The organism is Fulverythrobacter fulvus (genome assembly GCF_037154085.1).
In the GTDB taxonomy this organism is placed as follows: domain Bacteria; phylum Pseudomonadota; class Alphaproteobacteria; order Sphingomonadales; family Sphingomonadaceae; genus Andeanibacterium; species Andeanibacterium fulvum.
The window spans coordinates 1-15955 of the sequence record NZ_JBANRM010000001.1; the positions used below are offsets into that span (position 1 = coordinate 1).

19 protein-coding genes and 1 tRNA gene are annotated in these 15955 nt (G+C 63.5%); 13 read left to right on the plus strand and 7 right to left on the minus strand.

What is annotated here, in order from left to right; all coding sequences use genetic code 11:
• The 4 genes from WFP36_RS00005 to rpmE all read left to right on the plus strand — a co-directional run.
• A partial coding sequence (locus WFP36_RS00005) for a BamA/TamA family outer membrane protein (protein ID WP_336976803.1) occupies nt 1-1446 on the plus strand: 1446 nt, incomplete at its 5' end.
• On the plus strand, nt 1446-2159 hold the full coding sequence (locus WFP36_RS00010; RefSeq protein ID WP_336976805.1) for an OmpH family outer membrane protein: 714 nt from the start codon (nt 1446-1448) through the stop codon (nt 2157-2159). The genes WFP36_RS00005 and WFP36_RS00010, both read left to right, overlap by 1 nt.
• A gap of 25 nt (nt 2160-2184) precedes the next feature.
• On the plus strand, nt 2185-2658 hold the full coding sequence (gene fabZ / locus WFP36_RS00015; protein ID WP_336976806.1) for a 3-hydroxyacyl-ACP dehydratase FabZ: 474 nt from the start codon (nt 2185-2187) through the stop codon (nt 2656-2658).
• 96 nt (nt 2659-2754) lie between these two features.
• On the plus strand, nt 2755-2982 hold the full coding sequence (gene rpmE / locus WFP36_RS00020; RefSeq protein ID WP_054529517.1) for a 50S ribosomal protein L31: 228 nt from the start codon (nt 2755-2757) through the stop codon (nt 2980-2982).
• A 107-nt stretch (nt 2983-3089) separates the two neighbouring features.
• Here the strand turns inward: rpmE and WFP36_RS00025 are convergent, their stop codons facing one another.
• Entirely contained in the window at nt 3090-3515 is a 426-nt protein-coding gene (locus tag WFP36_RS00025; RefSeq protein ID WP_336976809.1) for a GFA family protein, read from the minus strand.
• Nucleotides 3512-4153 carry a prolyl hydroxylase family protein gene (locus WFP36_RS00030; RefSeq protein ID WP_336976811.1) on the minus strand — a complete coding sequence of 214 codons (642 nt, stop codon included), beginning with the start codon at nt 4151-4153 and terminating at the stop codon, nt 3512-3514. The genes WFP36_RS00025 and WFP36_RS00030 overlap by 4 nt, the downstream gene beginning before the upstream one ends.
• 191 nt (nt 4154-4344) lie before the next feature.
• Here WFP36_RS00030 and WFP36_RS00035 point away from each other — a divergent pair.
• The 9 genes from WFP36_RS00035 (at nt 4345) to WFP36_RS00075 (ending at nt 11508) form a co-directional block, all read left to right on the plus strand.
• Nucleotides 4345-4421 (plus strand) — tRNA-His (locus tag WFP36_RS00035).
• A 146-nt stretch (nt 4422-4567) separates the two neighbouring features.
• Nucleotides 4568-5287, plus strand: coding sequence for a heme ABC transporter permease CcmC (ccmC, locus tag WFP36_RS00040; RefSeq protein ID WP_336976813.1), 720 nt, complete (start codon nt 4568-4570; stop codon nt 5285-5287).
• A gap of 1 nt (nt 5288) precedes the next feature.
• Nucleotides 5289-5429, plus strand: coding sequence for a hypothetical protein (locus WFP36_RS00045; protein ID WP_336976814.1), 141 nt, complete (start codon nt 5289-5291; stop codon nt 5427-5429).
• Nucleotides 5426-5887, plus strand: coding sequence for a cytochrome c maturation protein CcmE (ccmE, locus tag WFP36_RS00050; protein ID WP_336976816.1), 462 nt, complete (start codon nt 5426-5428; stop codon nt 5885-5887). Before WFP36_RS00045 ends, ccmE begins: the two co-directional genes overlap by 4 nt.
• Before the next feature lie 10 nt (nt 5888-5897).
• A complete protein-coding gene (locus WFP36_RS00055; RefSeq protein ID WP_336976818.1) occupies nt 5898-7859 on the plus strand; it encodes a heme lyase CcmF/NrfE family subunit in 1962 nt (653 codons plus the stop codon).
• Entirely contained in the window at nt 7856-8392 is a 537-nt protein-coding gene (locus tag WFP36_RS00060; RefSeq protein WP_336976819.1) for a DsbE family thiol:disulfide interchange protein, read from the plus strand. Before WFP36_RS00055 ends, WFP36_RS00060 begins: the two co-directional genes overlap by 4 nt.
• On the plus strand, nt 8389-8793 hold the full coding sequence (locus tag WFP36_RS00065; RefSeq protein WP_419716601.1) for a cytochrome c-type biogenesis protein: 405 nt from the start codon (nt 8389-8391) through the stop codon (nt 8791-8793). Before WFP36_RS00060 ends, WFP36_RS00065 begins: the two co-directional genes overlap by 4 nt.
• Nucleotides 8790-9443, plus strand: a complete 654-nt coding sequence (locus WFP36_RS00070; RefSeq protein WP_336976820.1) for a tetratricopeptide repeat protein — start codon at nt 8790-8792, stop codon at nt 9441-9443. Before WFP36_RS00065 ends, WFP36_RS00070 begins: the two co-directional genes overlap by 4 nt.
• 109 nt (nt 9444-9552) lie before the next feature.
• Complete coding sequence (locus WFP36_RS00075; protein WP_419716602.1) at nt 9553-11508, plus strand: potassium transporter Kup; 1956 nt, start codon at nt 9553-9555, stop codon at nt 11506-11508.
• 65 nt (nt 11509-11573) lie between these two features.
• On the opposite strand, the gene WFP36_RS00080 is transcribed toward WFP36_RS00075, so the two are convergent.
• The 5 genes from WFP36_RS00080 to dapF form a co-directional block, all read right to left on the minus strand.
• A complete protein-coding gene (locus WFP36_RS00080; protein ID WP_336976821.1) occupies nt 11574-12146 on the minus strand; it encodes a urate hydroxylase PuuD in 573 nt (190 codons plus the stop codon).
• A 138-nt stretch (nt 12147-12284) separates the two neighbouring features.
• Nucleotides 12285-12956, minus strand: a complete 672-nt coding sequence (locus WFP36_RS00085) for an inner membrane-spanning protein YciB (protein WP_336976823.1) — start codon at nt 12954-12956, stop codon at nt 12285-12287.
• Nucleotides 12956-13879 carry a signal recognition particle-docking protein FtsY gene (gene ftsY, locus WFP36_RS00090; protein ID WP_336976825.1) on the minus strand — a complete coding sequence of 308 codons (924 nt, stop codon included), beginning with the start codon at nt 13877-13879 and terminating at the stop codon, nt 12956-12958. The genes WFP36_RS00085 and ftsY overlap by 1 nt, the downstream gene beginning before the upstream one ends.
• A complete protein-coding gene (locus WFP36_RS00095) occupies nt 13876-15060 on the minus strand; it encodes a MiaB/RimO family radical SAM methylthiotransferase (protein WP_336976826.1) in 1185 nt (394 codons plus the stop codon). The genes ftsY and WFP36_RS00095 overlap by 4 nt, the downstream gene beginning before the upstream one ends.
• On the minus strand, nt 15057-15866 hold the full coding sequence (gene dapF / locus WFP36_RS00100) for a diaminopimelate epimerase (RefSeq protein ID WP_336976827.1): 810 nt from the start codon (nt 15864-15866) through the stop codon (nt 15057-15059). Before dapF ends, WFP36_RS00095 begins: the two co-directional genes overlap by 4 nt.
• Between the last annotated feature and the right edge of the window lie 89 nt (nt 15867-15955).

Consider the following 15955-nt stretch of genomic DNA (forward strand, 5'->3'; position numbering starts at 1 on the left):
GCCAATGTCCAGGAACAGGCCACCGGCGAACTCCAGCTCTCCGCTGGCTTCTCAAGCCTCGAAAGCTTCATCCTGCAGGGCTCGATCCGTCAGCGGAACTTCCGTGGCCGCGGGCAGACGGTGGGCGCCAGCGTCAACTGGTCGCGCTATTCCCGCTCCGCCACGCTGAGCTTCACTGAGCCTTACGTGTTCGATCGCAACGTCTCGATGGGTATCGATATCTATCGGCGCGACATGAACAACTGGAACTATTACAACAATAGCCGGAACTCGACCTTCAAGCAGGCGACGACCGGTTTCCAGATTCGCGCCGGTGTTCCGATCACCGAAAATGCGTCGGTCGTTGGTCGTTACACGCTGAACTTCGACGACATTACGCTCGATGAAGGGCTCTATTTCAGCGATCGCGTCAATCCCGGCACGCAGGAGTGCGACGTGCTTCTGGCGGGCCGCTATCTGTGCGACGCCATCGGTACGCGTACCAGCTCGATCCTGGGCGCTTCGGTGATCTACGATACGCTGGATAACCGCATTCGCCCGACCCGGGGCCAGAGCTTTTCGCTCAGCCTCGACGTTGCCGGGCTTGGCGGTACGGAGCAATATGCCAAGATGCGCCTCAATGCCGCCAAATACTGGCAGCTGGCGCCGGGCTGGATCTTCTCGCTCTCGGGCGAGGGCGGCTATGTGAAGGGCTTCAAGAATCGCGGCCCCGGGCAGGACAATGTCCGCCTGACCGACCGTTTCTTCCTGGGCGATCCCCAGATTCGCGGCTTTGACATTCGCGGCATCGGCCCGCGCATCCTGCGCGAGTTCTACGTGCTGGATAATAACAAGAACCCGGTTTGCGGAGACGGCACTGCCCGCGATACCTGTACCGACGCCGATGGCGGTTACACCTTCTACAGCGATCCGAAGAACCCGATCGACGATCCGCTGGGCGGCAATGCCTATTATCTCGGCCGTGCCGAATTGGAGATCCCGCTGGGCACAGGCGCGCGCGAAATGGGCCTGCGGCCGTCCATCTTCCTCGATGCGGGTGCGGTGTTCGGCCTGAAGAAGCCGCTGCTGACCGATACCGGCTCGACCTATTTCGTGGCGGCTCGCGATGCCACGGGTGCCGCGCTCTATACCCAGATCAATTCCGCCTCGCTGGTCGATGGCATCTGTACGCCGGATTCCGGGGGCGTCTCATTCGTGACCAACCCGGTCAATCCTGCTCCCCCGGCCTGCCTTGGGACCACGGTCAACGAGCCGTATGGTTCCACCAATGCAGGCTTCCGGGAAACTTATCTCGGCGATTCCCCGAAACCGCGCATTGCCGTGGGTATCGGGGTTAACTGGAACTCGCCTTTCGGGCCGTTCCGGATCGACGTGGCCAAGGTGCTGATGAAACAACCTGGGGACGACCCCAAAACATTCACGTTCAACGTAGGAACCCAATTCTGATGAAGTCCATCCTCAAGCCGGTTCTTGCAGCCGGCCTCGTCCTCGCCGCAGCCAGCCCGATGGCCGCCATTCCCGCTTCCGCCCAGGTCGTGAAGGGCATCGGCGTGATCAGTGCACCTGACATTCTGGTCGCCAGCGCCGCCTATAAGAAGGCCGAAGAGCAGCGCCCGGTCACCTACAAGCAGTATTACGATCAGGCGAAGGCGCTGAACGATCAGATCGAAGCGCAGATCAAGCCGCTGGCCGACAAGTTCGAAGCCGATCGCAAGGCGCCCAATGCCAAGGAAGAAGACCTCCAGAAGCAGTTCGCGGCGATCCAGCAGATCGACAAGCAGGGCGAAGCCCAGCTGCGGCAGCTCCTCCAGCCGGTCGCGCAGAGCCAGGCCTATGTGAAGGAACAGATCGAAGACGTGCTGGCCAAGGCGATCGATCAGGCTGCCGCGAAGAAGAACATCACGCTGATCCTGACTTCGGACATGGGCGTATTGCTGCGCGATCCGTCCTACAATCTGAATGCCGACGTCATCAAGGAACTGGACACCTTGCTGCCGGTCGCCCAGATTTCGCCTCCGCCGGGCTGGATGCCGCGCGAAGTGCGTGAACGGCTTGCCGCTCAGGCCGCGGCGCAGTCTGCCGCCGGCGGTGCTGCCCCGACTCCGGCTGCTCCGGCCCAGTCGACGGCTCCCGCCGGTCCGCCGGCGGAATCGCGTTGATCCGACCGGAAGACAGGACAGTCCAATGAGTGAAGAGTCGGGCGCACCGGCCTACGATATCCGCAAGGTCCTCAACGCCTTGCCGCATCGCTATCCGCTTCTGCTTGTCGACCGCGTGCAATCGCTTACGGTCGGCGAGGAGATTCACGCGATCAAGGCTGTGAGTTTCAACGAGCAGTTCTTCCAGGGCCATTTCCCCGGCCGTCCGATCATGCCCGGCGTCCTCATCATTGAGGCGCTGGCGCAGTCGGCCGCGATCCTGGCGATCGAGACGCTGGAACTCGCCGGCAGCGGCAAGCTCGTCTATTTCATGGCAATGGAAGGTGTTAAATTCCGCACTCCGGTGGAGCCGGGCTGTTTGCTGGACCTCCATGTCGGTTTCATTCAGAAGCGGGCACGCGTCTGCAAGTTCTGGGGCAAGGCCATGCTGGGCGATAAGCTCGCCTGCGAAATGGAGTTCACCGCCATGATTGCCGACCCGCCAGCGGAAGAAGGCTAATCCTTGCAATTTGCGGTCTGCCCCTGTAGGGGCGCCGCTTTCCGAACATCAGCAGGGCCGGTCGGAACCGGCCCGCGCATACGGAGTGATACCGCCATGAAGGCCGATACCCATCCCGATTACCACATGATCACCGTCAAGATGACCGACGGCACCGAATTCCAGACCCGCTCCACCTGGGGCAGCGAAGGTGACGTGATGGCGCTGGAAATCGATCCGACCAGCCACCCGGCCTGGACCGGCGACAGCAAGCGCCTCCTCAACGAAGGCGGCCGCGTTGCCCAGTTCAACAAGCGTTTCGGCGGTCTCACGCTCAAGAAGTAATTCGGTCCCGTAAGGGATCGTTGCTGAACAAAGGGGCGGTTCCTTCGGGAGCCGCCCTTTCGTTATATACGAATGGCGTTCGTCCGACGTGGCGGGGAGAGTGAGGTCTATTCGGGCGCGCGTTCGAAGCGCAGCACGCCCGCCAGGCGCCGCACGCCGCCATTGTCATTGGGATGGTGTACGCCGTCCACCACCGGAACTTCCGCGAAATCGTAGGGGCTCATGCCTTCCAGGCAGGCGACGTTGACGCCGTATTTGTCCGGCATGGAACGGGTCTGGTGGAAGCAATGGATGCCGCAATGCGAGCAGAAATGGTGCTTCGCCACGCCGGTATTGAAGCTGTAGACGCTCAGCGCATCGGCGCCCTGCGTCACTGTCAGGCTTTCCAGTGGTGCGTAAGTGGTCACCGCACCTTTCCTGGCGCAGATCGAGCAGTTGCAGCGTGTTCCGGCAAAGTCCTCCGGTAGTTCCACAGTGAAGCGCACCGTGCCGCAATGGCAGGAGCCTTGGTGCAAGCGGGCGCCCTGCGTCATTGGGCCCAGCCCCAGGGCCGTTCGCGATACCATTTGGTGATGACGTATTTCATGCCCTTACGCACCTTCATCGCGTGGTGAAGCGTGGCTGCGTTGCAGGTCCCGTCAGGCCGGCGATTGTTCCAGCAGACGAGGCGGCCCTGTTCGGGCTGGAACATCTTGTCGACCACCTTGAAACGGGTCGCGCCGCCGGCATCCACGTCGTTGAGATAGACCATGAAGGTCCAGGTGCGCTGCCCGGCGACCGAGCAATATTTCTGGAAGTCCTCGCCGCTGGGCTCGAAATAGTCGGTATGGGCCTTGAACTCCTGCCCCACCTCGTAACGCTGGCCCTGCACCGGCTCGCCATAGGCCGGATCGATGCCGTTGATCGCCAGCAGCCGCCGCTCCAGTTCCATCACTTCGGGCACGGCCGGGTCGAGATCGCAGGTTTCGCTGGTGCGAAAATAATGGTCGCCATTGGGATCGGCGATCGTGGAGGGGCGGCGATTGGTGTCGATCAGCCGCATCAGCCCTTCGCACAGATCGGGCGGCAGGAAGCCGGGCAGGGTGAACATCTCCGCACGGGGAGTGGGGACCTGGCGCATGCCTTCATGCGTGCGCAGGAATTCGCTGGAAGATTCGCCCGGAGCCGGCATGGGCGCGACGATAGTGTGGCGGCCGGAACGATCAAGCGCGAAAGATTCCGTTCTGTCATGCGCGGATAGCAGTTTTCGCTTTGCATTCCGGTCGCACTGTGCAAGAGGCTCGCCGCCTCGCCGGATGAGGGTTGACCCGCCGGCAATCTGGCCTGACAGCAGACCTGCCAAGCATGTTTGTATGGCCTGTGGCGATTGTAGCTCAGTTGGTTAGAGCGCCGGTTTGTGGTACCGGAGGTCGGGGGTTCGAGACCCCTCAATCGCCCCATTTCCCCCCTTTCGAATGTCCCTTAGGGCAGCTTGTCGGCCAAAGGCGGCGAAAGCTGCAATGTGCGGCCGATTTATGGGCAGTTCTGCTTGCCACTGCCGGGTCTCCCTGCCAAAGCACCGCCAGCCAACCGGACAAACGCAATAATGCACGGCTTAGCAAATCCTGCTCGTTTCCTGCGCATCGCCCGCGCGCTGACTGCACCGTTGCTGGTGCTAGGTCTGATCGTGACGGGCGCCGCCCTCTATTACGGACTTATCCATGCGCCGCAGGAGCGGTTGCAGGGGGATAGCGTGCGCATCCTGTTCATCCACGTGCCCGCCGCCTGGCTGGGCATGGCGGGGTGGAGCGGCATTGCCGTTGCGAGTTTCATGGAACTGGTGTGGCGTCATCCCTTGGCGGGGATCGGCGCGCGTGCAGCAGCGGTTCCCGGCGCCTTCTTCGCCTTCCTCTGCCTTGCGACCGGGTCGCTCTGGGGCCGTCCGGCCTGGGGCACGTGGTGGGTATGGGATGGGCGGCTGACTAGCATGCTGGTGTTGCTGTTCCTCTATTTCGGCTACATCGCCTTGGCCGGCGCCTCCGCGCGCGAGGGCGGAAACAGCCGAATCGCTGCGATCTTCGGCCTGGTGGGTGCAGTGAATATCCCGATCATCCATTATTCGGTGCTCTGGTGGAATTCGCTGCATCAGCCGCCCAGCCTGACGACCGGTGGCTCGACCATGGCGGGGCCGTTCCTGTGGGGGCTGCTGGCGGCCACGCTCGGCTTCACCCTGATCTTTGGCGGGGTCGTGCTGGCGCGGATGCGCGCGATCCTGGCCGATATCCAGGCCGAGGCGCGCCTGCGCCGCAAGGCGGAAGGAGTCTGACATGCGTGAGGCGCTGGATCACTGGGTTTTCGTGTCAGCTTCCTATGCTTTGGGTATCGGCGGCACGCTCGCGCTCGTCGCGTGGAGCTGGATCGGAATGAAGCGCGCCGAAAGGCGGCGAGATAGGACTCGCGGAAAATGAACACGGGTTTGAAGGCTAAGCATCAGCGTCTGGTGCTTATCGCGATCGCGATGGTAGTGCTGATCGCGGCGGGGCTGCTCGCCGCATGGGCGCTGCGGAGCCAGGCGAGCTATTTCTATGTGCCGAGCGAGATGATCGCCAATCCACCCGAGGCAGGCCAGGCCGTGCGTCTGGGCGGCATGGTGCAGGCCGGCTCGCTCAAGACCGCGGCCGATGGTGTGACGATCAATTTCGTGGTCGGCGATGGCGATGCCATGGTGCCCGTGCGCTATTCCGGCATCGTGCCCGACCTGTTCACTGAGGGTTCGGGCGTCGTGGCCGAAGGGCGGCTCGATGCGCAGGGGACTTTCGTTGCCGACAATCTCCTCGCCAAGCATGACGAGAACTACGTGCCGCGCGAATTGCATGACATGACCGAGGCGCAGAAGCGCGCGGCGATGGAAGAAACCACGAAATGAGTATGGGCCAATGATCGCCGAATTCGGCCTTGCCGCGCTGTGGCTCGCCGCGGCGCTTGCCGCTCTGCAACTGGTGGCGGGCGCCTTGGTGCTGCGGCGCGACGAACCGGCGCTCTCGGCCCTGGTTCGCCCGGCTGCCGTGGTACAGGGCGTGCTGGCCGCGCTCTCCTTCGGGGCGCTGATCCTGCTATTCGTCGAAACCGATCTTTCGGTGCGGCTGGTTGCGGAGAATTCGCACACCGCCAAGCCGATGATCTTCAAGATCGCCGGTGCATGGGGCAACCATGAAGGTTCCATGCTGCTGTGGGTCACGATCATGTCGCTGTCAGGCGGCCTCATCGCCCTGATCGAGCGGCGCCTGCCCGAACGCACGATGATCGCCACGCTGGCCGCGCAAGCCTTTGTCGGTCTCGGCTTCTATGCCTTCCTGCTGTTTTCCTCCAACCCCTTCGCCCGGCTTTCTCCGGCCGCGCCGGAAGGCCTGGGGCTCAATCCGCTGCTGCAGGATATCGGCCTCGCCTTCCATCCGCCCACGCTCTATCTCGGTTATGTCGGCCTTTCCGTGGCCTTCAGCTTTGCCGTAGGCGCGCTGCTCACTCGCCAGGTGACGCCGGACTTCGCCCGCGCCATGCGCCCCTGGGTGCTGGGCGCCTGGCTCTTCCTCACGCTGGGCATCACTGCCGGTTCCTATTGGGCCTATTACGAATTGGGCTGGGGCGGCTGGTGGTTCTGGGACCCGGTGGAGAACGCCTCGCTGATGCCATGGCTCGCGGCGACGGCCTTGCTCCATTCCGCCAGCGTCCTTGCCGCGCGTGATGCCTTGCGCGCCTGGACGATCATGCTGGGTGTGGTGGCCTTCTCCATGAGCATGATCGGCACTTTCCTGGTCCGCTCGGGCATTCTCACCAGCGTCCATGCCTTCGCCGTCGATCCGGAGCGGGGCAGTTTCATCCTGGCCTTGCTGGTGCTCTATATCGGCAGTGCGCTGACCCTGTTCGGCCTGCGTGCGGGCACTGTGGCCGAAGGCGAGCGGTTCTCCGTCACCAGCCGCGAAGGCGCGCTGGTGGTGAACAACGTCGCCCTCAGTGCCATTCTGGCGATTGTGCTGGTGGGCACGCTCTATCCGCTGGTGACCGAGGCGTTCGACATCAAGGTTTCGGTCGGCCCGCCATACTTCAATCCGGTGAGCGCGCTGTTCTTCCTGCCCATGCTGGTAGTGTTGGCGGTTGGCCCGCTGCTGCGCTGGCGCCGGGATTCGCTGGGCCGGGTGCAGAATGAAGTGGTGCTGATCGCAGTCGTCGCGCTGCTGGTTCTTGCCGGCGTGTGGTTCAATACTTCCATCGGCCTCCTGCCCCTGCTGGGGCTGGCGCTCTCCATTGCGGTGGGGCTTGCCAGCGTCATGCCATTGCGCGGGCGCAATTTGCGCCGCCTGCCGCTGGCGGTGTGGGGCATGGTGGTGGCCCATCTGGGGATTGCGGTCGCGCTGTTCGGCATGTCTGCCGACAGTGCCTTCACCAAGGAAAAGCTCGTTGCGGCAACTCCGGGCGAGACGGTGGAAGTCGGCCCCTGGAAAGTGACCTTCGAAGCAGTCGAACCTGTTGCTGGACCGAACTGGACCGCACTGGAAGGCGTGCTCGCCGCATCCTATGGCGGCGGCAAGGCGCAGCACTTGGCGCCCCAGTCGCGCGAATTCTGGTCGCCCGTGCAACAGACCAGTGAATCCGCCCTGCTGACCCGCTGGAACGGCCAGCTCTACGCCGTTCTGGGCGAGGAGATCGAAGGCGGCCGCTGGCAGCTTCGCTTGTGGTGGAAGCCTTTCGTGACGTGGATCTGGTACGGCGGCGTGCTGATTGCCTTTGGTGGCCTTCTGGCCCTGATCGGTCGCGTTGTGGACGATCTGAAGCGCCGCAGCCTGCAGAAGCGGATTGCTCGCCGTCGCCGCACCGCCGCTGACGAGGAGGCGACCGCATGAAGCGGATTCGCTGGACCTTGTGGCTGCCGCTGGCGTTGTTCGGCGGGTTCTTCGTGCTCGTCGCCAGTCAGTTGCTGAACCCTGCTTCGCCGACTGTCGAAAGTGCGATGATCGGCAAGCAGCTGCCCGAATTCACGCTGAAACCCGCCAGTGCGGACCGTCCCGGCCTTGCCACGCAGGACATGCGCGATGGCCAGCCGAGGCTGCTAAACGTCTTCGCCAGCTGGTGCGTCCCCTGCGCGGCCGAGGCGCCGCAGCTCGCCGCGCTGGAACGGGGCGGGGCGAATATCGTCGGCGTCGCCATTCGCGACCGGCCCGAAGATGTTGCCGCTTTCCTGGCGCAGCACGGCAATCCCTATAGCCGCATCGGGGCAGACGATCTTTCCGAAGTGCAGGTGGGCATCGGCTCTTCCGGCGTGCCCGAGACCTTTGTGATCGATGGCAAAGGCGTGATCCGTTACCAGCATATTGGCGATATTCGCGACGCGGACGTGGCGATGCTGCTGGGCAAGCTGAAGGAGGCGGCGCAGTGAGGCGCGTTTTCCTCATGCTCGCACTGGCTCTTGCTGCGCCGCTCGCCGCGCAGGATTCGCTGCCGCCGGCACCCTATGCCTACAAGCAGCTCGACGATCCGAAGCAGGAAGCGGAAGCCAAGGCGCTGATGGAAACCTTGCGCTGCCTGACCTGTCAGGGCCAGTCGATCGCCGATTCCGACGCACCGATGGCCGGCGACCTGCGCCATCAGGTGCGCGTTCGCATCGAACGGGGCGAGAAGCCCGAGGCGATCCGCGCATGGCTGATCGAGCGCTATGGCGAATATATCAGTTTCAAACCCGAAGTGACGAGTTCGACCTGGCCTCTTTTCCTGCTGCCTGTTGTGCTGCTGCTGGCTGCCGTTTTCGTGTTTCGCAGCAAGTTGGGGAAAAAGGCATGAGCTGGGTCATCGCCATTCTGCTCGCCCTGGTGAGCTTCGCGGTGTTCGCCTTCGCGTTCAAGCTACCGCGCAAGAGCTGGACTGTGCTGCTCGCGGCACTGGCACTCGGCCTTGCCGGTTACGCCCTGCAGGGCTCACCCGGCCTGCCCGGCGCGCCGGGCAAGGCGCGTATCGACCAGACGGAAGAGGGCTGGGCGCTGGTGGACATGCGCCAGCAACTGGTTGGCCCTGCCGAAAAGTCCAAGGATCCGCTGATGGTCACGGCCGATGCGCTGGTTCGCAAGGGGCAATATTCCAACGCCGCCAGCCTGCTGCGCGGTGTGGTGCACGACAATCCCCAGGATTCCGAAGCGTGGCTGGCGCTGGGCAATGCGCTTACGTTCCAGGCAGACGGGATGCTGACCCCGGCAGCGCTGCTTTCCTACCGCCGCGCGGCGCAGATTTCGCCGGATAGCGCCGGTCCGGCCTTCTTTGTCGGCTGGGCTCTGATCCGTCAGGGCAAGCTGATCGAAGGCCGCGAAGTGTGGGCAGGACGTCTCGAATCCATGCCCAAAGACGCGCCGGGACGCGATGTTCTGGAAAAACGACTCGCCGGATATGACCAGATTCTGCGCAAACTTGTGGAAGAGGCGCAGAAATCAGAGCGTTAGGGCGCGAAAAGCGCTATGTTGCAGCGCGGAAGCGGTGCTGCTAAGCGCCGTCGCCCGCCTGCTGGGGTTTTCCGGCGCTGAAGGGCGATAATGGGGGCGCATTAACTCCATGAGTGACGCCGATACGCCGCAACAACCCGAAGCCGGCCCAGCGCCGGCCCCAGGGCAATTAACCGCAAGTCACGGGCATGATCGCCAGTCGGCCGCCTATAAGATGGCGATCGGCGCGATTGGTATCGTGTTCGGCGATATCGGCACCAGCCCGCTGTATGCCTTCCGCGAAACCTTCGCCGGGCATCACCCGCTTACGGTGGACCAACTCCACATTCTTGGCGTGGTCAGCCTGATCTTCTGGTCGATGACCATCGTGGTCACGATCAAATATGTCGGCCTGCTGATGCGGGCGGACAACAAGGGGCAGGGCGGCACGCTGGCGCTGGTGGCGCTGATTTCCAGCTATATTGCGCGCTCCAAATATGGCTGGATTGCCGTGATGCTGGGCGTTTTCGCCACGGCGCTGTTCTACGGCGACAGCATGATCACTCCGGCGATCTCGGTGCTATCCGCAGTCGAGGGTCTGACTGTGGTGGAGGCGGGCTTCCAGCCCTTTGTGCTTCCCATCGCGCTTGCACTGCTGATCGGACTGTTCCTGATCCAGAAGCGCGGGACGGCCAAAGTCGGGGCGCTCTTCGCCCCGATCATGATCCTCTATTTCAGCGTACTGGCCGTTCTGGGCGTGGTTCATATCGTCCAGTCGCCCGAGATTCTCATCGCCCTGAACCCGTGGTTCGCGATCCAGTTCTTCATTGCCGACGGAACTACGGCGTTTCTCGCGCTCGGTTCGGTCGTGCTCGCGGTGACCGGTTCGGAGGCGCTCTATTCCGATATGGGCCATTTCGGGCGTGGGGCCATGCGCCTCAGCTGGTTCGGCTTCGTGATGCCGTGCCTGCTGCTCAACTATTTCGGTCAGGGCGCGATGATCATGGGCATGGAGCCTGCCGTCGCGGCCGAGGCGATCAAGAACCCCTTCTTCATCCTCGCGCCTGAAGTGCTGCGCCTGCCGCTGGTGCTGCTGGCAGCGACCGCCGCGTTCATTGCCAGCCAGGCCGTGATTACCGGCGCATTTTCGGTGACCCATCAGGCGATCCAGCTGGGCTTCATTCCCCGCCTGTCGATCCGCCACACCAGCGAGACAGAGCAGGGGCAGATCTATATCCCCTTCATCAACTGGGCGCTGCTGGTGGCAGTGGTCGTGCTGGTGCTGAACTTCCAGACCTCGTCCAACCTCGCGGCCGCCTATGGCATTGCCGTTACCGGCGCGATGCTGATCGACACTTGCCTTATCGCGGTGCTGGTCGCGATGGTGTGGCGCTGGAAATGGTGGGTGTGGATGCCTGTCGTGTTTGGCTTCTTCATTATCGATGGGGCCTATTTCGCGGCCAATATCACCAAGGTGCCCGATGGCGGCTGGTTCCCGCTGGCAATCGGCGCGGTCGCCTTCACTTTGCTGACCACCTGGGCGCGCGGACGCAAGCTGATGCGCGAACGCATGGCCGAGGTGGAACTGCCGCTCGATATCTTCGCCAAGTCGGCGCATGCCAGCACTCAGCGCGTGCCCGGCACGGCGATCTTCATGTCGGCCGCCACCAGCGGCGTGCCTTCGGCGCTGCTGCACAACATCAAGCACAACAAGGTGCTGCATGAGCGTGTAGTGGTGCTGACGGTGAACATCGCCGACGTGCCCTATGTCGATCCGGAAGAGCGGATCGGGATCACCGATCTGGGCCAGGGCTTCTATCGCCTCGTCCTCAATTACGGCTTCATGGAGGAAACGGACATTCCTTCTGCACTCAAGCAGTCGGGCAAGTGCGGCGGCAAGTTCGACATGATGCAGACCAGTTTCTTCCTCTCGCGCCAGACGCTGCTGCCATCGAAGAACCCCGGCATGGCCCTGTGGCGGGAGCGGCTGTTCAGCTGGATGCTGCGCAATGCGGCGACGCCGATGGATTTCTTCCGCCTGCCGACCAATCGCGTGGTCGAACTGGGCAGCCAGCTGGAAATCTGATGCGGGCATGAAAAGGGCGCCGCTGCCGTGGCAGGGCGCCCTTTCGCTTGTCTATGTCCCGGCGGTTAGCCGAGATTGGCGCTGACCATGCAATAGAGCATCGGCAGCGACAGCAGCGTGTTGAGACGGCTGGCAATCATTGCCCGCGGCCCGGCAGCGGCCTTCTGCTCGGGCGTGGCTTCCACGATGCCCAGTGCCTTCTTCTGGTTCGGCCAGATGATGAACCACACGTTGAACGCCATCACCAGCGCGATCCACATGCCGGCTCCGATCAGGTTCACGGCGCCTTCGCCGCTGAAGCTCATCGCATTGTGGAGATAGCCATTGATCTGCGCGATCGCGAGGCCGGTGACGACTGTAAGCAAGGCTGCCCAGCGGAAATAGAACAGCGCCTTGGGGGCAATGAAGCCCGTAACGGCGCCCTTCTGCTCGGCCGGAATGGCAGGCATGGTCGGCACTTGCACGAAATTGAAGTAGTAGAGCAGCCCGATCCACAGGATGCCGAAGACAAGGTGCAGCCAGCGCAGGATCGAATTGGCATCGACTGCGACGCTGGATGCAAAGGCGGCGATGATCGCGATTGCGGCGATCAGGCCCACCAGCACCACAAGCTGAAGATTCCCGAATAGTTTGGCCATGTCGTTTCCCCCGTTGCCATATTGTGACTTATGTTTTGGGTGCCATCCGCCCCGTTGTTCGGGTGCGGGTGACGTCACAATCTATCGTCAAAGTTGACGCTACGGCAAGCTGGCAGAAAACGGTGGTTTTTGAGGGCTCTATTGCGGGGGAAGGGTGGTTTCCTCTTCCTCGACCGCTTCCATGGCCAGCCCGTGCTTCAGCAGCATCGGCAGCTGGGCGAAAGTGAAGAGGAAGGAAATCCCGGCGAATACCGGCACCTTCACGGTGAGCCAATCCCCGAAGCTGAGCGTCAGCCGCAGCACTTCGTTCAGTGCGGCAAGGAAGAAGAAGAACAGGCCCCAATTGCGCGAAAGCTTGAGCCAGCCTTCGTCATTCAGCCCTTCGAAGGCGGCTTCGAGCAGCCATTGCAGCAGTGCCTTGCCCTTCCACCAGCCGAACAGCAGGACCGCACCGAAGAAGAGGTAAAGCACGGTGGGCTTCACCTGCACGAAGAAGGGATCGCGCAGCAGGATGGTCAGGCCGCCAAAGCCCACGATCAGGATCGTGGAGAGCCACAGCATACGCGAGACCTTGCCGAGGCGCCACTTGGAGACGATCAGCGCGATCACCGAAGTGATGACGAAGGCGATGGTCGAATGGACCACGGCCAGTACCACACCGATGGAGTCTTCCTTGTCGACCGGCGCGTAATAGCGATAGGCACCGAGGAAGACGAGCAGCGGGGCATAATCGACCAGCAGGCTGATCCAGCCGGAGCCGGCGCTCTTCTTCTTCGCGGGGGGCGAAGCGGGGGTTTCGGTCTCGGCCATCATGCCACTCCCGCAATCACGCGAGCGACCAGATCGGGGTCGAACGGTCGCAGATCGTCGATCTTCTCGCCCACGCCGATCGCATGGATCGGCAGGCCATATTGCTCTGCCGCGGCAACCAGCACGCCGCCTCGGGCGGTGCCGTCCAGCTTGGTCATGATAAGGCCGGTCACGCCTGCCACTTCCTTGAAAACGTCGATTTGGGAGAGGGCATTCTGCCCGTTCGTGGCGTCGAGCACCAGCACCACGTCGTGCGGCGCCTCGGGATTGAGGCGGCCCAGCACGCGGCGGATCTTTGCCAGTTCGTCCATCAGTTCGCGCTTGTTTTGCAGGCGGCCGGCCGTATCGACGATCAACACGTCGATGCCCTGCTCGGTGGCGGCCTTCACGCCGTCAAACACGATGCTGGCCGGATCGCCGCCTTCCGGGCCGCGCACGATGGGGATGCCCAGCCTGTCGGCCCAGACGCCGAGTTGGCCGATGGCAGCAGCGCGGAACGTATCGCCCGCAGCCAGCATCACGCCGTAATCTTCTTCCTGGAACAAATGGGCGAGCTTGGCGATGGTGGTGGTCTTGCCGCTGCCGTTCACGCCGATCACCAGCAGAACCTGCGGGCGCGGGAAGGCAGTGATTTCAAGCGGCTTTGCAACCGGGCGCAGGATCGCGGCGATTTCCTCCGCCACGGCTTCCTTCAGTTCCTGCTCGGTAATGTTGAGACCAAAGCGCTTCTCGGCCAGCTTGGCGCGAATGCGTGCGGCTGCGCTGGGGCCGAGGTCCGAGAGGATCAGCGCATCTTCGACATCGTCCAGGGTCGCATCGTCGAGCTTGGCTGTGCCGACTGCGGCGGTGAGATTCTCGCTCAGCTTCTCGGAGGTCTTGCGGAAGCCGCCGAACAGGCGCTCGGCCCAACTCTTCTCGCTCATTGCAGCAGCCCTTCCTCGAGCTTGGCGGGGGTAATGGTAACGATAGTGCCCGGCGCGGTGCCTTCCGGCAGGCGGACCCGGGCGAAGTGCGGCGCATAGCCCGTGCCGTCACGTTCCGCGAGCACGCTGTGCGGCTTTCCCACCAGCGATTGCAGCCAGGCGTCGCGCATGCTGGCGGCATCCTCGCGCAGCTGTGCGGCGCGGGCCTTTACCAGTTGCGGATCGACCTGCGGCATGCGCGCGGCGGGCGTGTTGGGCCGGGGCGAATAGGGGAAAATATGCGCGTGGACGATGCCCAGCTCGCGAATGATCGAGCGGTTCGCCTCGTGCATGGCCTCGTCCTCGGTCGGGAAACCGGCGATGATGTCGGCGCCGATGGCGATATCCGGGCGCAGTTCCTTGAGGCGCGCCACGAGGCCCAGCGCATCGGAGCGCAGGTGGCGGCGCTTCATGCGCTTCAGGATCAGGTCGTGGCCGTGCTGCAGCGAGAGATGGAGATGCGGCATCAGCCGGGGCTCTCCGGCCAGCAGTTCGAACAGTCCTGCGTCGATCTCCACGCCATCCAGCGAGGAAAGGCGCAGGCGGTTCAGCCCGGGAAAGGTATCGAGGATCGCCCCGATCAGCGAGCCGAGCGGCGGGCTGCCGGGCAGGTCATGCCCCCACGAGGTCACGTCCACGCCGGTAATCACGACTTCCGCCGCGCCCTGAGCGAGATGGCGCTCCACTTCGCCAAGCACGGCGGCGATGGGCAGCGAGCGGCTGGGGCCACGCCCCTGCGGGATAACGCAGAAAGTGCAGGCATGGTCGCAGCCATTCTGCACCGCCACGAAGGCGCGCGTGCGATTGACCGGGGCAAGGGTGGCGGGCTGGGCCACGTTCCAGGCCCGCGCATCGAGCTTGGCGGCATTGGGCACCAGCCCGTCGACTTCCGGCATGGCGGCCAGCGCGTCGCGTTCGATATCGGCGGCGCAGCCCGTCACCAGCAGGCGCGCATCGGGATTTGCGCGGCGGGCACGGCGGATGGCCTGACGGGTCTGGCGCACGGCCTCGGACGTGACGGCGCAGCTGTTCACCACCACCACGTTGCGCTCTTCGGCCAGCAGGGCTCGGATCGTCTCGCTTTCCGAGATGTTGAGCCGGCAGCCCAGCGAGATGACTTCGGGTGCGCTGCCTGCGCTCATGCGAAATCCGCCGGGTCGAACGTGCCGCGAAAGCTCTCCGCAGCGGGCCCGGTCATGATGATGCGATTATCGGCGCCCCAGGCGATGGTGAGCGTGCCGCCGGGCAGGGTGACGGCCACTTCGCGGTCCACCAGCCCCTTCTTCATCGCTGCGACCGCCGTGGCGCATGCGCCAGTGCCGCAGGCGCGGGTCAGGCCCGCGCCGCGTTCCCACACGCGCAGCAGGATCGCCTTGCGGCTGACGATCTGCGCGACGTTGACGTTCACCCGTTCGGGGAAGATCTGATCGTGCTCGATCTGCGGGCCCAGCCGGTCCAGGTCCACGGCGTCGGCATCCTCCACGAAGAAGATCGCATGCGGATTGCCGACATTCACGGCCATGGGATGCTCGAGGTCTTCCCAGGCGACCGGCATTGAGGAAGTGTCCATCGCATAGGCGAGGGGGATTTCGTCCCAGCCGAAGCGCGGGCTGCCCATGTCCACCGAAATGCCGCCATCGGAGGGGCGTGCGTCGAGAATGCCGCCTTCGGTCTCGATCGTCGCAGGCTCGCCATGCAGCAGCGCGACGGCGCGGGTGGCATTGCCACAGGCACCTACTTCGCTGCCGTCATTGTTGAAGATGCGCATGCGGAAGCTGGCCACGTCGGAATGTTCGAGCAGGATCAGCTGGTCGCAGCCGATGCCGGTCCGCCGGTCCGCAAGGGCGCGGGCGAGATCGCTGGTAATGGGCATCAGTGGATCGCGCCGGGCATCCAGCACGACGAAATCGTTGCCCAATCCATGCATCTTGACGAAGGGAACACGCATTTCGCAGCGCATCTAGGGCCTGAGGGGCCAAACCGCAATGGATGTGAAGGGCGGCAGGGAGGTGTCACCCTTTCCGGCAGAAATATGCC

Bases quoted from the DNA above. Each gene is read 5' to 3' on its own strand.
- WFP36_RS00010 (WP_336976805.1), top strand. From the start codon at position 1,446: ATGAAGTCCATCCTCAAGCCGGTTCTTGCAGCCGGCCTCGTCCTCGCC.
- fabZ (WP_336976806.1), top strand. From the start codon at position 2,185: ATGAGTGAAGAGTCGGGCGCACCGGCCTACGATATCCGCAAGGTCCTC.
- rpmE (WP_054529517.1), top strand. From the start codon at position 2,755: ATGAAGGCCGATACCCATCCCGATTACCACATGATCACCGTCAAGATG.
- WFP36_RS00025 (WP_336976809.1), bottom strand. From the start codon at position 3,515: ATGACGCAGGGCGCCCGCTTGCACCAAGGCTCCTGCCATTGCGGCACG.
- WFP36_RS00030 (WP_336976811.1), bottom strand. From the start codon at position 4,153: ATGCCGGCTCCGGGCGAATCTTCCAGCGAATTCCTGCGCACGCATGAA.
- ccmC (WP_336976813.1), top strand. From the start codon at position 4,568: ATGCACGGCTTAGCAAATCCTGCTCGTTTCCTGCGCATCGCCCGCGCG.
- WFP36_RS00045 (WP_336976814.1), top strand. From the start codon at position 5,289: ATGCGTGAGGCGCTGGATCACTGGGTTTTCGTGTCAGCTTCCTATGCT.
- ccmE (WP_336976816.1), top strand. From the start codon at position 5,426: ATGAACACGGGTTTGAAGGCTAAGCATCAGCGTCTGGTGCTTATCGCG.
- WFP36_RS00055 (WP_336976818.1), top strand. From the start codon at position 5,898: ATGATCGCCGAATTCGGCCTTGCCGCGCTGTGGCTCGCCGCGGCGCTT.
- WFP36_RS00060 (WP_336976819.1), top strand. From the start codon at position 7,856: ATGAAGCGGATTCGCTGGACCTTGTGGCTGCCGCTGGCGTTGTTCGGC.
- WFP36_RS00070 (WP_336976820.1), top strand. From the start codon at position 8,790: ATGAGCTGGGTCATCGCCATTCTGCTCGCCCTGGTGAGCTTCGCGGTG.
- WFP36_RS00075 (WP_419716602.1), top strand. From the start codon at position 9,553: ATGAGTGACGCCGATACGCCGCAACAACCCGAAGCCGGCCCAGCGCCG.
- WFP36_RS00080 (WP_336976821.1), bottom strand. From the start codon at position 12,146: ATGGCCAAACTATTCGGGAATCTTCAGCTTGTGGTGCTGGTGGGCCTG.
- WFP36_RS00085 (WP_336976823.1), bottom strand. From the start codon at position 12,956: ATGGCCGAGACCGAAACCCCCGCTTCGCCCCCCGCGAAGAAGAAGAGC.
- ftsY (WP_336976825.1), bottom strand. From the start codon at position 13,879: ATGAGCGAGAAGAGTTGGGCCGAGCGCCTGTTCGGCGGCTTCCGCAAG.
- WFP36_RS00095 (WP_336976826.1), bottom strand. From the start codon at position 15,060: ATGAGCGCAGGCAGCGCACCCGAAGTCATCTCGCTGGGCTGCCGGCTC.
- dapF (WP_336976827.1), bottom strand. From the start codon at position 15,866: ATGCGTGTTCCCTTCGTCAAGATGCATGGATTGGGCAACGATTTCGTC.